This window comes from Paenibacillus sp. FSL H8-0537 (assembly GCF_038051995.1).
Classification (GTDB): domain Bacteria; phylum Bacillota; class Bacilli; order Paenibacillales; family Paenibacillaceae; genus Pristimantibacillus.
In genome coordinates, this window is the sequence record NZ_CP150290.1 from 3,684,143 (window position 1) to 3,706,282 (window position 22,140).

The window sequence follows — 22,140 nt, forward strand, 5'->3', positions numbered from 1 at the left end:
CTATCATCACTTCAATTCTAACTTTAGGATTGACTCTGTGTTGAAAATAGAGATCGATTTAATCGAGAACAAAACGGCGGTAAATTACCCTTATTTTCATATTTATGTATATATTAGTTTTATTATCATATGCTCCATTTGTGGGGAGGCAATTATTAATTTAAAGGAGTGGAATAATGAAAAAAAGGCTAGTCACTTCTATTGTTCTATTGTTTTCCATCTTTGTAATGGGTTTTAGTTTAAGCAGTTCGGCAGCACCATCCACATATGTCCACGGTGTTTTTTCACAAAAACCGTTGTATGTATTGGATGGAACGACAGGCAATTGGCTGACCTCGACAAGCGGCAATGCGATAGCGAGTTGGACAGAAGCCCCGCTGGCCTCAGGAAATCAGGCATTTTTCAATGCAATCTCGATAGTCGGAACCGACCGTTTTGAATTCCGACTAGTCAGTCTTGGATCGACTACCGTCGATCAGATCAATGGCAAATTCGATATTTACAAAAATAATGTGAAGGTCGCTTCGGCGATTCCTGGCAGTGTATACGGTTTAAGCCAACCGGTCGGAAATTATTTTAAATTTTATAACAGCACGAATACATGGCATGTATCCGGGTATATCACAGACCGGCTAGACTATTAAGATTTGACATCGAAGAAGTCCCACCCTCCCCGGACTTCTTGTTGCAATCATTCAGGCTATTTTTTGTAAACCTTTACATAAAACAGCTCCGCCTGGTCCAATTCCTACAATTTTAAGCCAAAACTGCTATGTATTTGGGCAGACCGTTGCTGTCCTTGAATGCCTACCTTTATTCTATGCCATATCTACAAAAAAATGGAATTAATTCGATTTCAAAAAAAGTAATTTCTCTTACATCTATCATTTTCATGAACCATAGCCCTAATCCTACACACATATATACAAATCCATGCCCCGCATGGAGTCCTTCACAAAAACCTGCCTTTATTTATGATACGGTTCAGTGCGCTTTCTGTAACGGCAAGTCTCGTTAATCTATTCCTGCTTTCCGCATGCTATTCTATGCGTTTGTCCATGAACGGTTAATTTGTACTCAACTTTAGGAGGAATCTCCTGATATACACGACGTTCGACAAGCCCATCCCGTTCGAGCTCCCGCAGTTGATTGGTAAGCATACCCTGCGTAATTACCGGAAGCATTCGCCTCAGTTCTCCAAATCGCTTGGTCCCCTCATGCAGCAATATAAATAAAATCAGAGGCTTCCATTCTTAATTCCAGTTTCATACCAATTGGGGCGGGTTAATTTCTCCTTTGCCACCCCTGACAGAATGCTGTACAGAAACATGCACTAACTGAAACAGTTTGTAATTCTATGCATTTAGCTTTAACCAATATAAAGATTAGGAGTGTGTCATATGAGTAAACCACTTTTTTCCCGTTTTTTTCGTATTTTGATACCTTACTTGTTGCTTTTGGTATTTGCCTTACCAGCGACGGCTTCCGCAGGCAATCTTGGAGATAGGCTTACTATAGGTGGCAGCTTTGCAATGGGCGACTATCTCACCTCGCAGGATGGTAGGTTTTCAGCCATTTGGCAGAGTGACGGAAATTTTGTCATCTATCAGAATGGTTCTTCTCTTTGGAGCAGCCGTACTAATAAAATTGGGGCCTTTTCGTTTAAATTTGAACCCACTGGGAAACTGGTAATGTACCAATATGGATCAAAACCTATAAATGTATACCAATATGCTTATCGTTTTGGATTCAACCACGCCACAGGTAAATTCGAATATCACTATGGGTGGGGGTATGATACGGTTTGGGTAATTGACACTACTAAAATTCAAGACGCTTGGTTTACCGATACCGCCTCTTGGATTTCTAAGCACGGAAGAGGTTTGCCAACTAACACAACTGGTGACACGCTAATCATGCAAAATGATGGGAATTTAGTTCTCTATAACTCAACCCTGACAAATAGCAATTATCCCAGTAGTTGGATTCCTGTCTGGGCTTCGAACACGATTGGTCGATAAAATCAGATTGAGAGCCGCATAATGCGCGGCTCTTTTTTATTTATCCAAGCAACCTGATCGTTAATTTACTTAACGACAAGAGCTCAACCCGTAAAAGTCGGCGTATGAGCATTCCGATTCCTACATTTGAAGAAAATTACATATAAAGGCTTGCCGGTACTTGTGACAAATTATTCATCACCGTCAGTAACGGCAAGTTTTCAAACTAAAGCTGTTACTTCGACTTCAACATCAGACCTCTCGTTTACGATGTACACTACTAAAGAACCAATAAGTTCTATTGTCGGACGTTTGTTTCCCACTCTTCTAACCGCGGCTTTAATTCTGTTGATGACTCGGGAAAAAGAGTAAGGGAAGATGCCTCAATCTGAGCAAGCAAACGATCGTGGCATCATGACGTTCAAGAAATGCCGAATATTTTTAAACTGATTCATTTAACCATATTTCCGTTCCCACCTTTGATTTTATTTTAGAATGTTTTTCTCCAAGTGTAATTGTCGAAGAAACAAAAACAAGGGAAGACCCAGTGAAGGACCTACCAGTAGCGTACCTGCAATCGGCAGCCATAAATATTTCATTCTCTTTCTGTTGCCTTCTAACAGAATGAATCCCATAAGCACAATCGCGGTAACTAAAACATCCATCCATGCAAAAGCTCCGATACGCGTATTGGTTATGGCTGCAAATAGGAGAGACAAATCGAGGCCGTTGTGCACGACCCAAGGGATGAATTGCGAATAGGGCAAGACGAGTCCCAAAAAAGATAATATTCCGTAAAAGTACTTCATTTATAACCCTCCAATTCCAAAAAAGTATGTCTTGCTGTCCGCTGTTCGCAACGGTGAATTTCTTACGTCCGACACCTTTTAGCGTATGAACTTCCACACGAAAAAACCGCAAAACCTCCAACTACAAGTATATATCATTTCCTTGAACACCCATTCAAAACAGCCTGACCGGACCATTCTCCGACCAGGCTATTTTGAACTATTTACCGCGTTTCTGCTGGCGTGCATACAAGGCATTTACCGCTTCCTCCTGCGGCTCCTCCTCCTTATAGCGCGCCTCCTCATAAAGCTTGATTAGCTGCTTTTGTTCTGCTTCGCTATAGCTATCCGCTGTTTTTGCAGCCGCCTGCCATTTGACCAGTTCTTCGGCCGTTTCCCTAGGCGTCAAATGAGCCTGATACACATAACCCTTGCTTATGCTGCGCTTCACCCAGCGGCTGTATAAATAGCGAATACGCTCCCTCGTTCCTGTGAGCTCCTCCCACTTAACAGCAGGCTCTCCCCTTTTGCTTTTTCTGCGCAGCCGCCAGCCGTTCTGCCATTTATTTAAGGTCATTAAACTTTCAACCTCATCCGTGTAGCCCTGTTCGGCTCCCAGCCTTTCAGCAGAGCGCTCTGCCATCTTGGCGAGAAATTTTTTCGAGAGTCGATAGGCGGTTCGCAGCAGCCAATATAGGGTCAATCCTATCGCAGCAAGCACGATAATTATAATAACGACTTTCAATACGTTTTCTATCCAAACGAGCCAAGGGGCAGGATCTTTTTGCTCCACAGGCGGAAAAGCGGGCGGCGGCGATGCTTCCGGCTGCTGTGAGGCAGGTGTCTCTGCCTCGCGTCCCGTCATTAATGACAGAAGCAGCTGAACGAGGGAACGCACTGCCCATTCTATCCCCTGCGTAATTTGCCTGATGAAGCCAATTGCAATAATAGGCAGCAGCAGCAATGCAAGCATCCATCTATTTTGACGCTTGAAGGCTTCTATAGAAGCTGAGATTGGACGATGCTGCCCCGTCTGATTCGTCTCGCGCTGCATAAGACGCTCATTTATTATGAAAAAATAAACAATCAACGCTATGATTCCGCCCGCTGTCATCAAAATCGAGTATTGCTGCAGCGGGATGAGCCAAAATTGGGCCAATTGCAGTGCTAAATAGCCGAAAATGCCTATCATCATCGTACTTCCTGTAAATATAAAAGACCAGCCGTGCAGCCGTTCATTCATTCCCCGGTAAGCAGCGATGCTGCTGAAAACAGCCAGCACGGGCCACCAAGCTTCCCAGCTTGCTCCTGATGCTGAAGCCATTGCCCCGCATATAGCAAGCAAGCCATCAGAAAGTAAAATGCCAATCAACAAAGCAAGGCATAGTCTTGTTGCCCGATTGCTGTTAATCAGCTTCTCTGAAATGGCAAGCAGCAGCGAGCCAGCGCCATAGCATAATGGCAAGCTGATCAGCCATACGATAAGGAGGCTGCCTGAGAGCGCATAAGCACCGAACGGCAAAACGAAAGGCAGAAAAAACAACAGCTCCAGCAAGCCTTTCCCTACAGCTATTCCTGCGATTTTTCCGCTAAGCGAAAGCGATTTGTTCATGATACGCCACCTGCCTGCAGCTGTTCGTTAGCCTGCCCTGCTAATAGCCAAACCGAGACGGAGTTGTCTCCAAAACGCAGCTCCTGGGCAGCAAGCTCCAGCGTTTCATTCCAATACGCAGAAATAATGAGCACATCGCAGCCGCTAACACCGCGCTCGCTCTCCCTTTGCAGCAGATCACTGAACAGCTCCGTCCGGGTCAGCGACAGCTTGGCGAGCAGCTCCAGTATCGCCAGCCACTGGTCATGTCCGCTGCGGGGCAGCAGCATGGCACTTTCAAGCTCGCCTTGCAGCGGCATGTTAGCGGCAAAGCCGACTTCCATACCGCTCGCCGTAACAGCCTCCGCTGCTCCTGCTGCCCATTCAATGCCCCGTTCGATTAATGCTTCATCCGAAATCGTACGCCACATGCCCTCATGATCCTCAACATTCAAATAAATCATCAGCTTCCGGTCAGCTGTATAATCATATTGATGAACCTGCAGCTTTCCTGCCCGAGCAGTCGCTTTCCAGTTGACCGCCTTGAAGGAGTCGCTAGGGCGATAATCTCTTGCGCCTACCACAACGAATGGATCTTCCACAATCCAGCGCCGCACCGACGTCTCGCCCTGCCAGCTATGGGAGGGCAGCTCATCCAACGGTACCTGTGCAGGGAGCGGATATACAAGCAGCTCGCCTTCAATCATCATTTGCTTCATATCATGCTGAATGCCCAGCAAATCGCCGCCGGTCAGGGCAACCGAGCGAAGCTTGTACACCCCCCGCCTGGCGCTGACGAACGAATGCGTGCGAGTAATTTTTGTATAAGGCATAAGGCTGAAAAAGCTTTTATGATTCTGGTAATGCTCCCCGCTGCTCACCGCAAGATTGTCCTGCGAGCGAAAGATGAGCTGAGAGGATAATTGAGATTCGACGCGAAGCCAAGGAACTGGCAGCCACTTGCCATTTGACAATTGCTCCACCAATTCCATACGATCACCACTAAAACAGGTTGATTGACTAAACCGCCTAGAGTAGCTAATGCTCCGCAGAGCAAATCTGCGAAAAATTTTAGCCTGAAGCATAACAATAATGATTGCAGCGATAATAAAAGAAAAGACAAGCATCGTCTATTAACTAGCCTATTTAACGAGAAGCCCTGCCTCGGCAGGAACCTCGGTTCGCCTAATAATATCTTCAATAATTTTATCTGCGCTGCCTTGTGTACGCTGCAGTCCACGAAGCGCAAGACGATGGGCCAGCACGGGCTGCGCCATCGCTTTAACATCATCCGGCGTTACAAAATCTCTTCCCCGCAAAATCGCCTGCACCTGCGAGGCTCTCAGCAGCGCCTGGCTGCCGCGAGGGCTTACGCCCGTCTGCACTTCTTCTCTGCTCCGTGTCTGCTCTACAAGCTTCAACATATAAAGCAGCACATCATCCGATACGCGTACGGAGGAATACAGCGCTTGAGCTTCAGCAATTTCGTCTGCCCCTGCAATAGGTGCAAGCTGCTCCAGCGGGTCGTGTTCTTTAAAGCGCTTCAAAATTTGCAGCGCCTCATCCGTTGTGGGATAGCCCATTTTAATCTTGAATAAAAAACGGTCCAGCTGCGCTTCTGGCAGCGGAAACGTTCCTTGATGCTCGACGGGATTTTGCGTCGCCATAACCATGAACGGCCGCGCAAGCGGCATCGTCTCGCCCTCAAGACTAATTTGCCGCTCCTCCATACATTCGAGCAGGCTGGACTGCGTTCGCGGAGTGGCGCGGTTAATCTCATCAGCCAGCAGCATATTCGTAAACAAAGGGCCGGGACGGAACTCAAAATCGCCCTGCTTCTGATTGTAAAAATGAATGCCCGTCAAATCTGACGGCATTAAATCCGGTGTAAACTGCACACGCCGAAAGGTCAGGCTGAGCGACTTCGCCAGCGATTTGGCCAGCAGCGTTTTGCCCGTTCCGGGCACATCCTCCAGCAGCACATGGCCGCCGGTAATTAATGCGATAAACAATAAATCGGCAATATGCTCTTTCCCTACGATAACGCGGCCAATATTGCTTCTCAGCTGTTCAGATAATGCAGCAATGGATTGGTAAGACATATTAGCAGCTCCTTTTTTTCACTATAGAATAAGATGTTCTATTGGCCCCAGCCACAGCGCTCGCGCTGCACACGCTGCAGCTCCGACCAGCGAACGAGCCGAATGCCCTCGCCATGCAGTACCTGCACGATCTCGCGATCACGGAACAGCTGGAACTCAAGCCCGCGTTTCTCAGGCTGGCCATGGAAGGAAAACAGCTCATCGGTTACGAGCGACGGATGAATAATAAGCTCTGTCAAACCCGGCTTAAGGCTGCGCAGCTGCTGTTTCATCGCCTCTTTGAACGACACATACGTCTCCCCAGCCTGCAGTTGAAATGGCAAGGCGACTAAGTAGTCCAGTATGATGACGCCTTTGGAATCCGCCAGCATTCCGAGCTGCTTCGCCTGCTCAGCAAGCTCTGGAGAGGCTGTTTGTGCACGATCACCAAGCAAATGACGCGGAAGGCGAAAAGGCAAGCCATATTTGGCGCACACGTCGAATACAATAGGTAAAAAATGCTTGCCTGTCGCAAGCCCATACAAGCTGCCCATATGATTGTCGGCATGGCTCGGCTTGATCCCTAATTGCAGGGCAAGCTCTATCTGGGCAACCAGCTCTCGCTCAACCTGCTCGGAGTCGGCCTGCAGCTCGAACGTGCGGCTATCTTTCGGGAAATATCCGCCCTCTATGAGCAAAGAAGGAACATCGTCGGGCTTGCTTATGGGCCCCCAGCGATAATTATCCCACTCGCTTGTAAACGTGAAATGAACACCAACATCATGCTCCTGATGCAGTGCGCTCCACCTCGCCGCTTCCCGTGCTGCGGGGCACGGCATCATAATCGTTGCCGAGCTTACTGCACGCTCTTCCAACAGCTGCTCCACCGCTTTATTGACTGAACCACATAAGCCATAATCATCTGCATTAACAATGAGCAGTCTTTCATCGCTGCTGTATCCTAATGCGGCTGCAACACTCATGAGCCCAACTCCTCCAAATTATTGTGGTTGACCAACACCAGCAAGCCGCTCCTGAAATAGCGCTTTCAAACGCAGTTCATTGCTGCCTGTCCATTCAACGATATTTGCCGCTTGGATTACAATTTTCTGCAAAACCGCCGCTTCGTCAAGCTGCTCTCGCCAGCGTGTCATAAAATGCAGCGTCACATCAAGCATCCGCAGCTTAAGCAGCAGCGGAATGGCGTGTGCCTCTTCCTCTGTCAACCGCAATTCCGCCCCAAAGCCTTCACAAAACAAGGCGATACGCTCAAGCTGCCCTTCATCTGCCCAGTCAATCAAATCCACAATAACGACTGCAAGCTCCATTGCCCTTACATCGACGGTACAAAATTCAAAATCCAGCAAGCCGACTACAGCATCCCCACGTGCAACGGAATTGCTGAAATTCAAATCGCCATGAATCCATTGATGGGGAAGCTCGGCTATGCTTTTCAGGTAGCTGCGCAAGCTTTCTCGTTCCTGCTGCAAGCAAGTGATTTGCTCCTCAAATTCCGGCAGCAGCCCAGCTTCGCCGGTAATATCACGCATTGCTGGGATGCTTATGGCCTCATAAGATTGCTCCAGCTTGTAATAGGGATCATAAATAGGCTCCCCCTGTGGCTTAATGACACTTAATCCTTTGCATAAGGCAGCCGCAGCGGTTCCGAGTCCCCTAATGTGGGAATTATTTTCGACGGAAGGTCGCTTGCCTTCAATGAAATGGCATAATGTCGCCAACTTGCCGCCCTGCGCCTCTGTTACGGTCTGCCCTGCGCGGTTCGCTACAGGCATCGGAACGTCAAAATGGCGATTTTTTTGCCCCAACAGCCCAAATAACACCTCGTGCTCCAGCAAAACGGTGGACTTATTCTGATGATTGTTGTAAATTCGCAGCACATAGCGGTTATTTCCCGCCTGCACGATCCGTGTTGTATTGTTCATGCCGCTGTCTCCGGCAGCTATTTCCCATCGTGCGCCAAGCTCATATTGGTCCAAAAATATTGAAAAATCATGCTGACTCAATGGTTTTGTCCTCCCCTAAGCTACCAGTTGCTGCCTTTATTATACTTGCTGGGAGCAGAAGTTGGCAAAAAAGCGGAAATCAGCCGATGACATTCGCTATTTCCCCTTAATTGAAGTGCCCTTTTACAGGCAAGCTTCGACACATTTTGTAACAGCTAGATACTGCTTTATCGCTTCTGAGCGCCTTCATTTTGCCATATCTAGTTTCCACTGATTTTGCCCCCTCCATCTGTTGTGGGCAGACACGCTATCTCGTGTTTTAAGCTTTATTAGGCAATCGTTAGCCTGCTGTCGAAATCATTTTAAACATGTTGGATTGTGCGCTTCCCCGGGAAATAGACGGCTCATTTCCACCTCTCTATTTCCCATACTCGCTCCTCATTCCGTTAGTTCGAATTTTCGCTCAATTCTAATAATTTCTCCGTGAGTTTTATTCAGGCGGCTTTGCAGCGTCTCTAGATGACGTCTTCGGTACCGCAAATCCAGCACTGCCGACACAAGCAGCACCGCACCCGCTCCCATGATGCCCTCCTTGCCAAGCACGATTGCCGCCAGCACAACGCTAAGCAGCAGCCAGACCAGTGCCGTTATATTCACCGCAGGGCTCCACCTTCCGAGATGCCAAGGCGCATCTATGAGCAGTTTGTGCTTCTTGCCTGCGCGCAGCGCTAACGCTATCGGTATTGCATACGCCGTGTATAGGCAAATCAGTGTGAAGCTGGGGACGACAGCCGTCAGCAGCTGCTCTGGAATGAACAAACAGGATGTCACGAGGATAAAGAAAAACAAAACGGCAGCGAGCCAGACGCATTTCCTGGGTGATTGAGTTGCGGGGTTAACGCCCGACAGCTGCTTGCTGAAAGGCAGCGCCTTATCGCGCGTCAGGCTGTACAACAATCGCGAGCAAGCGATCAGGACGCTGCTGCTGCTTGAATAGAGCAGTACGACTAGAAGCAGTGACACGAGCGGGGATCGGCTTATAGCATCCAGCAAACTGCCCGCAAACCACACGCTCCCGCCAGTCGGTATGCCTCCATTTGAGAAGCCAGGCCATACAAGAGTCAGCACAGCCAGCAGCACAAAGCCAATAATAAACGTGTAAGCCGTCGATAAATAGATCGCCCATGGCACGCGAATGCGGGGATCGGATGTCTCCTCGGCACCTTGGGCAGCGCTGTCCATGCCGAGAAACAGCTTTTGCAGAAGCAGAAAGCCTGCAAGCAGGCCAATGGTGGACTGCCCCTTCCCCTCTCCGTTATAGGCAGGAAGCGTAAATAACAGCTCTGGTGAAAAAGCGCCCGGCCAATACAGCGCCATTAGAATGCCGATTGCAGCGATTGCAGCGATAAGCTGCAGCCACAGTCCGCTGCGCAGCAGAACAGCCAGCAGGCGGACGCCCCGGCTGTGTAAAGCGGCCTGCGTGATCACCATTGCCAAGGCAATAATGGCCTTCGTCCATATGGAAGGCATATAACCTAGCCAGCCCGCAAGCAGTCCATCCAGCAAGGAGGCGCATAGCAGATTGGTCAGCAGCAGGAGACCCATGTATCCAGCCATGTGAAACCAGCCCGCATGCCAGCCCCATACACGTCCTCCTAATGCGGAGGACCAGTGATAGACGCCACCGGCGGTCGGAATAGCAGATGACAACTCAGCAAGCGATGCACTTACCATTAAGGCAAACAGCGCAGCAAGCGGAATGCCGATGCCGACGACAATGGGCCCACCCTGCTGCAGGGCAGGCGCGAGAAACAACAAAGCTGCTGCACACAGCCCCATCGTGTTGAATGAAAGTCCGAATGAAGCAGCCGCTCCAAATTTGCGTCTAAGCTGCTGGGCAAGCCCAAACAGATTCAAATCATGCTTATCCTGCTGCATTTGAATATAGGTGGCATAAGCCGTCATGCTCTGATGGCTTGAAGATTTGATACTTTGCTGCGCCTTCACAGCCCCAGCTAATGCAGCCGCACATACAGCGAAAAATAAAGCTAGCCCGATTACGAGCGCAATCATCCCACCACCCCCATCGTTAAGCATTATATGTGAGGGTTGAAGGGCTCATGCCAGCAATCAAGCAGAATAAATCATGACATTAATTATTTATGACATTAACTATTAGGCAAAAGCAGGCACCCTATACTAGCGCGAGCACCCGATTCAACAATTGGTCGGTATCAAACGGTTTTTCTATCCACTCGGTAATGCCCAGCTCAGCCGCAGCCTCCATTTTTTCAGGCTCCCCGTAGGCGGTAATAAGCAATACTTTAACGCTCGCATCGCTTTTGCGAATCGCGCACAGCACGTCCAATCCGTCCATATCAGGCAGCATAAAATCAAGCAAAATGCAGTCCGCACCATGACGCTCGAATTGCTCAAGCGCACTCATCCCATCCGCAGCTTCATACACGGTAAATCCCGCCTTCTGAAACAGCTCTGCCAGCATCAGCCGAATGAGCGGCTGGTCGTCAACTATAAGCAGCTTTTTACCTTCCGCTATCTTTGCTGCATCCGCGCTGCCAGCCAAAGCTTTGAGCGCCTGCTGGCTGCGCCCGATGCCTTGCTTGCCAGGAAAGCTTTTCTTTACTGGACTCAGTTGCAAGCTTAAAGACTGTCGCCGAACGGGGGGCGCGGAAAGGCTCGGCCCCGTGTCCTTTTTCACATACTGCAAATAAACAACGAAAGCGATCGTCGTGACAAATACAGCGCATAATAAAATAATATACATCATGCTGTCTTCTCTCCTGCTGCAAAGTTGCACAAATCAATAATTGACGACCATTGGTCCGAGCGGGCCATTTTCATTAATCATATCCTCAATGTCATAGACGGAGATAGGGAAATACGGAAAACCAAAAGCGTAAGGCGTCAGCTCATAGAGGGCAAAATAAAGCACCAGCGTCCGGTCCGCAATATAAAAGTCCTGATCTGGCCTTATGGCTTTGAACGGCGACAGCGTGCTAATATCTCGTGACCTGATTTGAGCGGTGACCAGCGCAGACAGCTTGACGATATAATTGCTGCCAGGCTTAAACAGCTCAGCAAGCGCATAAGAACGTCCCGTTGTCAGCTTGAAGGTAAGCGACTGCTGCAGCGTCAGTCCATGCGCTCCTCCTGTATAAGCATAGTTGAACAAAGACAGGCTGAGCACATCCTTCTGGTTGTTTTTGAGCTCAAAATATCCTTGCATCTCCGCATGCGGGTCTTCAAGCGTACCTTGCTCGGCTATGAGATGCTGCGCTGCTGAGTGAATGATCCCATTGATTTGACTATCCGCTGCCTCATTGGATCCCCCGCTAATATGAGGCAGCCACAGTTCGGCCTTTGGAGACGTACTGCGGACAGACTGAACGATTACAGGAGATTGGAACGCCATATGGGGCTACACCTGCCTATTCGCTAGAATGTTCCATTGTATGCAGATTACGCCTCATCTCATGCCACTCAATTCCTCCATGTGTGGAAGAAGCCTTGCCTACGTATGTAAATTTCGCCTGCTCATAAAAAGAAATAAGAGGCTGCTCGCACATTAGTATAATCGCTTTCAGCCTTTCATTTTCGCATGCTTGGATCAGCTTGTCCAGCAGTTTTGCAGCAATTCCCCTGCGCCTGAACGCCGGAGCTACAGCAATAGTCAGTATGCAAAAGTTGTCTCCCGCGTATTCGCCTTGGTGACTTCCCTTCATCTCATCACCGCAGCTTTCCTGCTCCGTTCGAATCCCATTGGCTATGCCAAGCAGTTCTCCATCCTCTGACCAGGCGGACCAGAAATACGAAGGATACTCTTGAAAACGGTACTGAAATCCCGCTCCAGTCGCCGCGGCCTCAGGTGAGTAACAGCGCTGCTCAAGCTCCAGCGCCTGTAAAAGCTCATGCTGCTGAATCAATCTCAGCTTTACTTCGCTCATAGCAGCATTTTCTCCCGTTCGGTCAAGCGCCTGCCTCTAATGTCAATGACAAGCTTGCCATTATTGAGCCCAATAATGCGGTCCGCGAAACGTTCCGCATAATCCCCTTGATGCAGCACGGCAATAACCGTAACGCGCTGCTCTGTGCAAAGCCGTTTTAAATCCCCGAGCACCTGATCAGCCGTGTGCGGGTCAAGTCCGGATACCGGTTCGTCCGCCAAAATGATTTTCGCGCCGTGCACGAGCGCACGGGCAACGGCGATGCGCTGGCGTTCTCCCCCGCTCATCTTCTCCGCCTTCAGATGTGCTTTATCGAGAAGGCCAAGCTTCTCTATCGTATCCATGGCGCCCATATAATCGTCGCCGCGTACCATGCCGGTCCATCGCCGCCAAGCCGGCGTCTGGGTCACCGATCCGATAACCACATTTTTCAGTCCCGTCTTGCTCGGATACAAAGCAGGCTTCTCCTCCAAATAAGCCACCTCACGGCGAACTTTAAATCTACCGGTTAGACCTTGCTTTAGTACGTCCGTTCCATCCAGCTTGTAAGTTCCCCGCGTCCATTTTTCCTGCAGCGCCAAGCATTTAAGCAGCATCGACTTGCCGCTTCCGCTCGCGCCCTTAATGGCGATAAATTCGCCATCTTCCACATCCAAATGTATATCGTCGAGCACTTTCGGCCCTCCTGGAATTACCTTCGTCAAATTCGAAATTCTTATCATTTTCCGCGCCCCTTTGTTTCACGCATCATATTTTCAGCATTTTGTATAATTCGATTCGGGTCGCTCCCAGGTGCAATATTTAGACCGATAAAACCGCTTCGCTCAAAATATTGTAAATTGAAAGTTGCTGAGGGGATTTATGCAAAATGCTCATTTATATAAATCTAGTTTACGGGAAACAAAAAACAGTTTCCACACGAACAAATGTTTGCTATAATAAAAACAAGAACAAAGGTTCCTATTGACTATTTTTCAAACATCTAATAAGGGAGGCAGGATCACCATGAAGAGCACTTGCGAAAATTTTCGTTACGTTGAGAAAAATTGGCCACGTCGGGATTTAACTTTTAAGTTTTATGCAAACGGAGAGTTGACGATTATTGATAACAGCTCTGAGGAGGTGATCTCTCCGAATGACCTGCGGGGCGACAGCTTGGATTTCTATATCCGCCGCCGCATCGCTTTTATTAAGACAACGCTGCTGGTGTCGCAGCTTAAATATGCTTGATTTTTCATAAAAATGTCCGGCTGTCCTACTGTTCATCCTTAATTTTCCTAATTTACTGTTGTGAAAACGGGTTTGCTGCGTTGACGTAAGGCTCCCGATACTGTAGATTGATTTCATACACCGTCTATTTTGCGCTAAAGGAGCCGTGCTTTTTATGAAGCAACACATTATGTTTGACCTCGACGATACATTAATTCATTGTAATAAATATTTCTATTTGGTCATTAGTCAATTTGTAGATGCGATGACGACCTGGTTTGCCGGATATGAAGACGTTACTGCAAACGCTGTAAGGGATAAACAAACAGAAATTGATATCGCCGGAATTGCTGTGCTTGGTTTCAAGAGCGAGCATTTCCCCCAATCCTTCGTTGACAGCTACGCCTATTTCTCCGACGTTACAGGTCGGAAGCGCTCTACTGTTGAGCAGGACTTTCTATGGAAGCTTGGGCTTAGCGTATATGAGCATGATACTGAGCCCTATCCAAATATGGAGGAGACGCTGTACTCCTTAGCAAATCAGGGGCATGAGCTGCATCTCTATACAGGTGGCGAGCAGTTGATTCAAACCCGCAAAATCGATCAGCTCAATCTGAGCAAATATTTTAATAACCGCATCTATATCCGCCAACATAAAACCAATGAGGCATTAGAGCATATTTTAGCAGAAACCGCGCTGGATCGCGCTCGCACTTGGATGATTGGCAACTCCATTCGTACGGATGTTGTGCCTGCCTTGACTGCCGGCATCCACGCCATTCATATGCGCAAGGATACCGAATGGCAATATAATGTCGTCAATATTGAAGTTGAGCCTAAAGGGGCCTTTTTCACTTTGAATGATTTAGTTGAAGTGCCGGAAGCCATCTATGGATATATTAATCGCTAGTTAAAGAAATACAAGATTAATCTCAAGCGTAAACGGCTGTCGCCGTCCTCTAGCGGCAAAGATACCGTTTCGAGATGAAATAAGCCGCCCTACCAGCAGATTTGTTGGTTCGGCGGCTTATTTTGCTGCGATGTTCGGTAGCGCTTGAACAAATCGAAAAATGCTCAAGCAACTATGGTACGAAAGTTAGATATCTAGTCAGCAGGCCGAATCGTGAGCGTCCCTTTGTCACGGTCGGTCAATACAAGCCTGCCCTTCAAGCTGTTTCCATCAGACTGCTTAAAGGTGAGTTGGCTGGTTGCCCCTTTCTCCAGCAGGGATTGCAGCATCGGCAGCGTAATCTTCTTCCCCTGCTGCTCCTTCCAAATAACAAAAGAACAGCCCTCGCGAAAGCTGCTGCAGCCATAACCACGCTTGCCTTCAATAATACTGCCATTGCAGCCCTGCCTCGGGCAGGCAGCTAGCGGCCCTCTTGAAGCAGCAGAAGCCGCTGCTTGCTTGGACGGCTTCGCCGCTTCGCTACCGACTGACCGTGTGGAGCTCCTGCTCTTGCTAACCCCGGCAGGCGACTTCGTGCCTGCTTTCGCTTCTGACGAGCGTGAGCTGCTTGTACGGCCTCCGCCTTTCGTCGAGCCTGCTGCCTTCTTCCCTTTCGCAGAGGTATCCTCGAACGTCCCAGGCGCGGCAGGACGCTGCTGACGAACCTTATCGACGATGACTGCTGCGAATTGCTTCACCTGTGCAATAAAACGATCATCCGAAGCTTCGCCTTTGGAAATTTGGTGCAGCCGCTGCTCCCAGCGTCCCGTCATTTCTGGCGAAGCGAGCAGCTCAACGCCTGCATTCCGGATAAGCTCAATCGCAGCGAGCCCTTTGGACGTAATATCCAGCTTCTTACCTGCCAGTTGGATATAGCCAACATGCTTCAGCCGCTCGATTGTCGCTGCCCGTGTTGCAGGCGTGCCAAGACCGGTGTCCTTCATCGCTTCCCTCAGCTCATCATCCTCCATGGACTTTCCTGCGCCTTCCATAGCTTTGAGCAGCGTGCCCTCTGTAAAGGACTTGGGCGGCTGAGTCATTTTTTCCATCGCCTCAACGCTGCTGCAATGAACCGCTCCATGCGGGTCCAGCTTAAATGGCTTATCGGTCAGCATTTCCTCATCATCGGCTTCCTTATCATCCTTGGCTTTGCCTCGCTTAGCTGGCTTAGCCGCAGTGGAATCCTGCTGGGGCAGCACTACTTTCCAGCCAGGCTCCAGCTGTTCCTTCGCCTTTGTGCGGAAGGTTTCGCCTTCGACGACCGTCAGCACCGTGTGGTTTTTGTATACCGCCGGCGGATAATAATGCGATAGAAAACGTCTGACAATCATGTCGTAGACGTTTTGCTCCTCCTGGCTGAGGCCAGAAGCACGCTTCGGTGTAGGCATAATGGCATGGTGATCTTCGACTTTGGATGGATTACACACCGCTTTGTTCCCTTTGTGAACACGAGAACGGTCCGCTCCCTTCGCAAGCTCGCCATAGCCGCTAGTGCCCTGTAGCATCGTTAATACATTGCCCATGACCGGAATGTTCTCCTCGGTTACATAGTTGGAGTTGGTCCGCGGGTACGTAATGACCTTATGCTTCTCGTAGAGCGCTTGGGCAATATCGAGCGTCTTCTTGGCCGAATAGCCATGCTTGCCATTGGCTTCCCGCTGCAGCAGCGTCAGGTCATAAAGCCTGAACGGATACTCTTTGCTTTCCGCCACCTGGTAATCTTCCACTTTCGCAGGCTTATTTGCTGTCTTTGCAGCCAACGCCTCCGCCTTCGCTTTATCGGTCAGACGCTCCCCCTGCCAAATGCCAGAATAGCCAAATCCGGACTGGTCAAACGCCGCCTTAACGACAAAATAAGTTTCCGACTGAAACGCCGTAATTTCCTTATGGCGATCATACAGCAGTGCCAAAACCGGCGTTTGTACACGGCCCACAGAAAGCAAGGCTTTATGGCGAATCGTAAAAGCGCGAGAAGCATTCATGCCGATCAGCCAATCGGCTTCGCTGCGGGCACGTGCTGCTTTTGTAAGCGGCTCATATTCGTCATCACTGCGCAGCGAGTCAAAACCGCGGCGAATTGTCTCCGCTGTCAAATCCGATATCCATAACCGGTCCGTGGGCTGCGCCAGCTTCAAATATTGTCTGATTAGGTGAAAAATAAGCTGGCCTTCGCGCCCGGCATCGCATGCGTTAACAAGTCTGCCGCATCGCTTGGCAAGCTCGCCAATCGTCTTAAGCTGATCCTTCGTTCGCGGATTCGGCCATAGCTTGAACACCTGCGGAATGATCGGCAAGTCTTGATCATTCCACCGTTTGTAGCGCGCGTCGTATTGGTCAGGCTCAGCGAGTGATACCAGATGCCCAATCGCCCATGTAATAATATAACGGTCGCCTTCCAGATACGTTCGGCGATTCGCTGCCTTTGGCTCAAGCACGGCAGCAATCGTCCTGCCCATATCCGGTTTCTCCGCAATAATTAATGTCTTCAACAAATCGCCTCTTTACTTCTTGCTTGTTGTCTCCACATATTGCTTCATGGAAGCAAATATCGACCGAACGCCGTTCGACCAGTTAGGGTCTTCGGCATATTTTCGGTTAATCCATGTGAAGGGATCCATTCCTTCTGGACGTCCCTTGCTTAAATTCACAATCGTTCGCGACGCAATTTCAGCGGAATCGCTAATCGTCGTATTATATTCCTTCCAGCTGTGAAACACATTGAATGGATTATTCGCAATTTCCTTCGCCTGTTTGTTCGTAGTAGGAACAAAAGCCTGCTCCTGTCCAGTTATAGCAAAAAGCAGCAGCGGATGTATATCAAATGATTTCGCCTGGGCAATAATTGCTTCTAAATAAGGTTTCCTGGCAAGTATGGACGTCTTTCCATTCAAATACTCCGTCAGCCTCTTCTTATCAATTTCTACATAACGCAGCTCTTGCGGCAAACCATCCAGTTCTACAATCTCCACAGGTTCAATGGGAGCAAAGATTAAAGATTCCGGCTGCGCCCCTCTTAACGTACGAGTCAGAGACTCTCCATACAGCAGCGTAACGCTCACAAGCAGCATACTGAGCAATCCGTACACAATAACGTGATTGCGCCGTTTATGAGGGACTGGCGCGTTCTGAGGTGCTGCAAGCGGCAATGGCAGTGGTATGACGTCAGCCAAGCCGGGGGATCCGGCCGCCCCCGTTCTAAGCAGATCTTCAGCCAGTGGCTCATCGTCAGCCGGCTGCAAATGATTTTTCAACTGAAGCCAGCTCTCGTTCACCGTTAGACTTGCACTTGGCAAAGAGAGCGCGCTCGTGTCCGTGTGCTCTATAGAACTACGCAGCTTGTCCATCGCCTGCCGGTAGCGCTCGATCTCGACGACGCTTTGCAACTGCTTCTCCACCCATTGATGCATCGGCTGCTCCATATCCTGCTCTCGGTCGTCAAGCAATAATAAACAAGCTGCAAAAATATCATCTGCACGTACGGGGCGCTTCTGCTCCAGTACTGCCGTTCGAATAAGCTGCGCCGTCACCTGGCGCTTAATCGACTCGTCAAAAGACGGAAGCTGCTTATGTATAATGCGATTCACCGCATCGGCAATCATTTCGGTTTTCTTTTCCTGCGGTAGCGCTCCATATTTATGCTGGACATATTTTCGAATATTGCTGACATCTGCCGGGGATAACACATAAGCTTCTTCAGCATGCATGACGAATCGCTCCTTCACGTCATCTCACACTGATTTTACCACAACTTTCCTTATATTGGGGAGGGGAGCTGCCTAATTCTCAGCTGATTTTGCTCCTGCAAAATAAAGGCTGTAATTTGTTCCTTCTCAGATGCAGTAAATTGATATTCACAGTCACAGTCTTCGTCCAGCGGCACCATTTGAGCAATACTGCCCTCCGGCGTACATATGACCAGTCCGCTGAAGTCAATGAGATCGTCAGGCGCAGGAGTTTCCTCCGCAAGCTCAAACAACAGCTCAATATCCACCCATTGATCATTGCGCCGCTCCATGCTCGCCACGATTTTCTCAAACTTTAGCTCTGTTACCGCATCCAGCCCATATTTAATCATAACGCTTCATTTCCCTCCTATCGACAAGAAAAGCGCCCGAAGGCGCTCCTCATAAGCTGCTATTCCATTCATCATACCATTAATTTAGGGAAGCAAGGAAGCTCCCATCAGGAACTTATCCACTTCACGAGCCGCTTCGCGACCTTCGTTAATCGCCCATACAACCAAGCTTTGACCACGACGCATATCGCCAGCTGCGAATATTTTCTCTGCATTCGTCGTATATTTGCCATAAGGCGCCTTCACATTCGTACGACGGTCCTGCTCTAGGCCAAAAGCATCAATCAGTGTATTTTCAGGGCCTTCAAAGCCGACTGCGATAAATACAAGATCAGCTGGCCATACTTGCTCGGAGCCTTCGATTTCTGTATAAATTCTGCGTCCCGTTTCCGGATCAACCGTACGCTCAATCTGTACCGTATGAAGCTCAGTAAGCTTGCCATTCTCGCCAACAAATTTCTTCGTCAGTACGGAGAAAGCACGCGGGTCTTCGCCGAACAGCGCTTTTGCCTCTTCGTGTGCATAATCAAGCGTATAGACGTTCGGGAACTGCGGCCAAGGATTGTTGATACTATCGCGTACCAGTGGAGCCTTAGCATGCGTACCGAATTGCGTAACTGATTTACAGCCATGACGAAGCGCGGTTGCCACGCAGTCTGTTCCAGTATCGCCGCCGCCGATAACAATGACATTTTTGTCTTTCGCTGAAATGTAGTTGCCATCTTCCAGATTGGAATCCAGGTAGCTTTTAATTGTACCGTTCAAATAATCCATCGCCATATGAACGCCTTCAAGCTCATGGCCTTCAATATCTACCGGGCGCGCTTTCGTAGCGCCGCCGCACAATACGATTGCATCGAACTGACCTTGCAGCTCATCAGCCGATACATCTTTACCGATCTCTGTGTTTACAACGAAGTTTATGCCTTCCTCCGCCATCAAGTCTACACGACGCTGAACAACCTTCTTGTCAAGCTTGACTGTAGGAATACCGTAAGTGAGAAGTCCGCCAATGCGATCCGCACGCTCGTACACCGTTACAAGATGTCCCGCTTTGTTAAGCTGCGCTGCGCACGCAAGACCCGCTGGGCCTGAACCGACAACCGCTACACGTTTGCCTGTACGCACTTTCGGAGGCTGTGGAACAACCCAGCCTTCGTCAAAGCCGCGGTCAATAATCGCTTGCTCAATCGTCTTAATCGTAACCGCATCACCAATCAGGCCAACCGTACAGGAGCCTTCACATGGAGCCGGGCAAATCCGTCCCGTAAATTCAGGAAAATTGTTCGTTTTGTGCAAACGATCAAGCGCTTCACGCCATAAACCGCGATAAATCAAATTGTTCCACTCGGGAATGAGGTTGTTAATCGGACAACCCGACGTTGAGCCAGCTAACTCCATTCCCGAATGACAGTAAGGCGTTCCACAGTCCATACAGCGCGAACCTTGGGTACGAAGCTGTTCATCGGACAAATGCTTATGAAATTCTTCCCAATCTTTAATCCGCTCAATCGGATCGCGATCGGCTGGGAGTTCTCGTTGATATTCCATAAAACCAGTAGGTGTAGACATGATCGCTTTTCCTCCATCCGTTATTCCCGTCAACCGTTGTAAGGCTTCTCTAACAAACTATATCGGGAATTCAGCAATTATTCAATAACAAACATTTTCAATTTTCGCGAGCCATTTTACAAAATCCTAACACTCTTACCTGCCATCGTTAATGGATTATCCGTACAATCATTTGCACTTTATAACATAATGTTCGTACGTTTCTACCAGTCGACTCAAATAAATGCGCTTCAGATGTCATATTTGCCCTCTGTGCCCTCGCGAAAAAAGCCGATTAACGGTTTTTACGTGTAAAAGTTTGCCATGTAAAATCATGCAAATTGCGTTCATCCTTGCGATGAGGGATGGATTCCACCAATTCCCAGTCCGCTTCATTGAACGCAGGAAAAAAAGCGTCGCCTCCCGCTACTTCCACATCCACAGCTGTCAGGTGAAGCTTGTCTGCAATCGGTAAAAACTGCGTATAAATTTCCGTTCCGCCTATAACCATAAGCTCCTCCGCACCGAAACGCGACAAAACCTCCTCAATCGAATGAACCGTCTCACAGCCTTCAGAGACAAAATCAGACTGCCTTGTTAAGACGACGTTATGGCGGTCCTTCAGCGGCTTAGGCAGCGATTCAAACGTTTTACGGCCCATTACAACGGTTTTGCCAAGCGTGTGCTTCGTGAACAGCGCCATCTCCGCTGGAAGCCGCCATGGCAGCTTATTGCCAATTCCAATCGTTCTGTTTCGGTCCATCGCTGCTATTAATGTAATCGACATCGTGTATCCATCCCTTCTATACGGCTACAGGCGCTTTGATTGAAGGATGAGGCTGGTAGTCTTCCAGTACAATATCATCCACTTCCACATCAAATAATGAGCTTACGGCTGGATTAATCCGTACTTGTGGAAGCTCGCGAGGCTCACGGGCAAGCTGCGTCTTAATCTGCTCCATATGGTTAGAATAAATATGCGCATCACCAAGCGTATGCACAAATTCTCCTGGCTGCAAGCCGCATTCATGGGCAATAAGCAGTGTGAGCAAGGCATAGCTGGCAATATTAAAAGGAATTCCGAGAAATATATCTCCACTGCGCTGATACAGCTGGCAAGAAAGCTTGCCCTCTGATACGTAAAATTGAAACATCGTATGGCAAGGCGGTAGAGCCATATTTCTAGGAACATCCTCTGGGTTCCATGCGGAAACAATCATTCTGCGGGAATCGGGATTGGTCTTAATCGTATGAATAACATCCTTCAGTTGATCAATGGATTCGCCTTGCGAGGTTTTCCAGTCGCGCCACTGTTTGCCATATACATTACCCAGCTCTCCGTACTTTTCCGCAAAAGCATCATTGCGCAAAATTTGCTGCTTGAACAGCTCCATTTGTTCCAAATAAAGCACATTAAAAGCTTCATCACTTTGCGAGCGCAGGCCAAAGCCCGTCATGTCTGGGCCTGTATAATCAGAGCTCTCAATCCACTTCTTAAAAGCCCATTCATTCCATATATTATTATTGTGCTGGAGCAGGTAACGAATATTCGTATCGCCTTTTATAAACCACAACAGCTCGCTGACAACCAGCTTAAACGGCACGCGCTTCGTCGTAATGAGCGGAAAGCCTTCGTTTAAGTTGAAGCGCATCTGGTAACCAAACGTGGAAATCGTTCCCGTTCCGGTACGATCTTCTTTGACCGTGCCGCGTTCCAGAACGCTGCGCAGCAGCTGCAAGTATTCGTTCTCACTAGTATGAACACTCATTCACTTACAACTCCTATTTTGGACATATAGATTTGTATTATATCATTATAATCAATCATTTAAAATAGTTGCCTATGCTAATTCTGTATAAATTCTCACCCAAGCACATAATTATTAACTTTTCATTAAAAAAGGCCCGCAGGCTTCAGCAGCCGCGGGACCTCTTCTCTAGCCGCCGCAAATACGGCAGCTGCTATT

21 protein-coding genes and 1 pseudogene are annotated in these 22,140 nt (G+C 48.7%); 4 read left to right on the plus strand and 18 right to left on the minus strand.

Going from position 1 to position 22,140, the window contains the following annotated elements:
* Window positions 1–176 precede the first annotated feature (176 nt).
* Window positions 177–644 carry a hypothetical protein gene (locus MHB80_RS15395; protein ID WP_341277828.1) on the plus strand — a complete coding sequence of 156 codons (468 nt, stop codon included), beginning with the start codon at window positions 177–179 and terminating at the stop codon, window positions 642–644.
* A gap of 405 nt (window positions 645–1,049) precedes the next feature.
* Here the strand turns inward: MHB80_RS15395 and MHB80_RS15400 are convergent.
* A pseudogene (locus MHB80_RS15400) lies at window positions 1,050–1,253 on the minus strand (helix-turn-helix domain-containing protein); the annotation flags it as partial.
* 147 nt (window positions 1,254–1,400) lie between these two features.
* Here MHB80_RS15400 and MHB80_RS15405 point away from each other — a divergent pair.
* Window positions 1,401–2,021, plus strand: a complete 621-nt coding sequence (locus MHB80_RS15405; protein WP_341277829.1) for a hypothetical protein — start codon at window positions 1,401–1,403, stop codon at window positions 2,019–2,021.
* A gap of 464 nt (window positions 2,022–2,485) precedes the next feature.
* On the opposite strand, the gene MHB80_RS15410 is transcribed toward MHB80_RS15405, so the two are convergent.
* From MHB80_RS15410 to MHB80_RS15460, 11 genes are all read right to left on the minus strand, one after another.
* Entirely contained in the window at window positions 2,486–2,809 is a 324-nt protein-coding gene (locus MHB80_RS15410; protein WP_341277830.1) for a DUF2834 domain-containing protein, read from the minus strand.
* Between the two features lie 199 nt (window positions 2,810–3,008).
* Entirely contained in the window at window positions 3,009–4,400 is a 1,392-nt protein-coding gene (locus MHB80_RS15415) for a DUF4129 domain-containing protein (RefSeq protein WP_341277831.1), read from the minus strand.
* On the minus strand, window positions 4,397–5,371 hold the full coding sequence (locus MHB80_RS15420; protein ID WP_341277832.1) for a DUF58 domain-containing protein: 975 nt from the start codon (window positions 5,369–5,371) through the stop codon (window positions 4,397–4,399). The genes MHB80_RS15415 and MHB80_RS15420 overlap by 4 nt, the downstream gene beginning before the upstream one ends.
* 150 nt (window positions 5,372–5,521) lie before the next feature.
* Complete coding sequence (locus MHB80_RS15425; RefSeq protein ID WP_341277833.1) at window positions 5,522–6,481, minus strand: MoxR family ATPase; 960 nt, start codon at window positions 6,479–6,481, stop codon at window positions 5,522–5,524.
* A gap of 38 nt (window positions 6,482–6,519) precedes the next feature.
* Window positions 6,520–7,443, minus strand: coding sequence for a polysaccharide deacetylase family protein (locus MHB80_RS15430; protein ID WP_341277834.1), 924 nt, complete (start codon window positions 7,441–7,443; stop codon window positions 6,520–6,522).
* Between the two features lie 18 nt (window positions 7,444–7,461).
* A complete protein-coding gene (locus MHB80_RS15435; protein ID WP_341277835.1) occupies window positions 7,462–8,484 on the minus strand; it encodes a phosphotransferase in 1,023 nt (340 codons plus the stop codon).
* 378 nt (window positions 8,485–8,862) lie between these two features.
* Window positions 8,863–10,497 (minus strand): amino acid permease, encoded by a 1,635-nt coding sequence (locus tag MHB80_RS15440; RefSeq protein WP_341277836.1) that lies wholly within the window; start codon window positions 10,495–10,497, stop codon window positions 8,863–8,865.
* A gap of 121 nt (window positions 10,498–10,618) precedes the next feature.
* The gene (locus MHB80_RS15445; protein ID WP_341277837.1) at window positions 10,619–11,212 is read right to left on the minus strand and encodes a response regulator; all 594 of its coding nucleotides are present in this window, start codon (window positions 11,210–11,212) and stop codon (window positions 10,619–10,621) included.
* Window positions 11,213–11,245: 33 nt separating this feature from the next.
* The gene (locus MHB80_RS15450) at window positions 11,246–11,857 is read right to left on the minus strand and encodes a DUF3298 and DUF4163 domain-containing protein (RefSeq protein WP_341277838.1); all 612 of its coding nucleotides are present in this window, start codon (window positions 11,855–11,857) and stop codon (window positions 11,246–11,248) included.
* 16 nt (window positions 11,858–11,873) lie between these two features.
* A complete protein-coding gene (locus MHB80_RS15455) occupies window positions 11,874–12,389 on the minus strand; it encodes a GNAT family N-acetyltransferase (protein ID WP_341277839.1) in 516 nt (171 codons plus the stop codon).
* Window positions 12,386–13,111 (minus strand): ATP-binding cassette domain-containing protein, encoded by a 726-nt coding sequence (locus tag MHB80_RS15460; protein WP_341277840.1) that lies wholly within the window; start codon window positions 13,109–13,111, stop codon window positions 12,386–12,388. The genes MHB80_RS15455 and MHB80_RS15460 overlap by 4 nt, the downstream gene beginning before the upstream one ends.
* A gap of 283 nt (window positions 13,112–13,394) precedes the next feature.
* Here MHB80_RS15460 and MHB80_RS15465 point away from each other — a divergent pair, with 283 nt between their 5' ends.
* The gene (locus MHB80_RS15465) at window positions 13,395–13,619 is read left to right on the plus strand and encodes a hypothetical protein (RefSeq protein WP_046232593.1); all 225 of its coding nucleotides are present in this window, start codon (window positions 13,395–13,397) and stop codon (window positions 13,617–13,619) included.
* Window positions 13,620–13,773: 154 nt separating this feature from the next.
* Entirely contained in the window at window positions 13,774–14,508 is a 735-nt protein-coding gene (locus MHB80_RS15470; protein ID WP_341277841.1) for an HAD family hydrolase, read from the plus strand.
* A 194-nt stretch (window positions 14,509–14,702) separates the two neighbouring features.
* Here MHB80_RS15470 and MHB80_RS15475 read toward each other — a convergent pair whose 3' ends face one another.
* The 6 genes from MHB80_RS15475 to MHB80_RS15500 all read right to left on the minus strand — a co-directional run bounded on the left by MHB80_RS15475 (window position 14,703) and on the right by MHB80_RS15500 (window position 21,942).
* Window positions 14,703–17,036: a DNA topoisomerase 3 gene (locus MHB80_RS15475; RefSeq protein ID WP_341277842.1), complete on the minus strand. Its 2,334-nt coding sequence runs from the start codon at window positions 17,034–17,036 to the stop codon at window positions 14,703–14,705.
* A 12-nt stretch (window positions 17,037–17,048) separates the two neighbouring features.
* Window positions 17,049–18,251 carry a hypothetical protein gene (locus tag MHB80_RS15480; RefSeq protein WP_341277843.1) on the minus strand — a complete coding sequence of 401 codons (1,203 nt, stop codon included), beginning with the start codon at window positions 18,249–18,251 and terminating at the stop codon, window positions 17,049–17,051.
* Window positions 18,252–18,301: 50 nt separating this feature from the next.
* The gene (locus MHB80_RS15485; protein WP_341277844.1) at window positions 18,302–18,622 is read right to left on the minus strand and encodes a hypothetical protein; all 321 of its coding nucleotides are present in this window, start codon (window positions 18,620–18,622) and stop codon (window positions 18,302–18,304) included.
* An 84-nt stretch (window positions 18,623–18,706) separates the two neighbouring features.
* On the minus strand, window positions 18,707–20,194 hold the full coding sequence (locus tag MHB80_RS15490; protein ID WP_341277845.1) for a glutamate synthase subunit beta: 1,488 nt from the start codon (window positions 20,192–20,194) through the stop codon (window positions 18,707–18,709).
* Between the two features lie 274 nt (window positions 20,195–20,468).
* On the minus strand, window positions 20,469–20,960 hold the full coding sequence (locus MHB80_RS15495; protein ID WP_341277846.1) for a dihydrofolate reductase: 492 nt from the start codon (window positions 20,958–20,960) through the stop codon (window positions 20,469–20,471).
* A gap of 16 nt (window positions 20,961–20,976) precedes the next feature.
* Window positions 20,977–21,942, minus strand: a complete 966-nt coding sequence (locus tag MHB80_RS15500; protein WP_341277847.1) for a thymidylate synthase — start codon at window positions 21,940–21,942, stop codon at window positions 20,977–20,979.
* Window positions 21,943–22,140 lie beyond the last annotated feature (198 nt).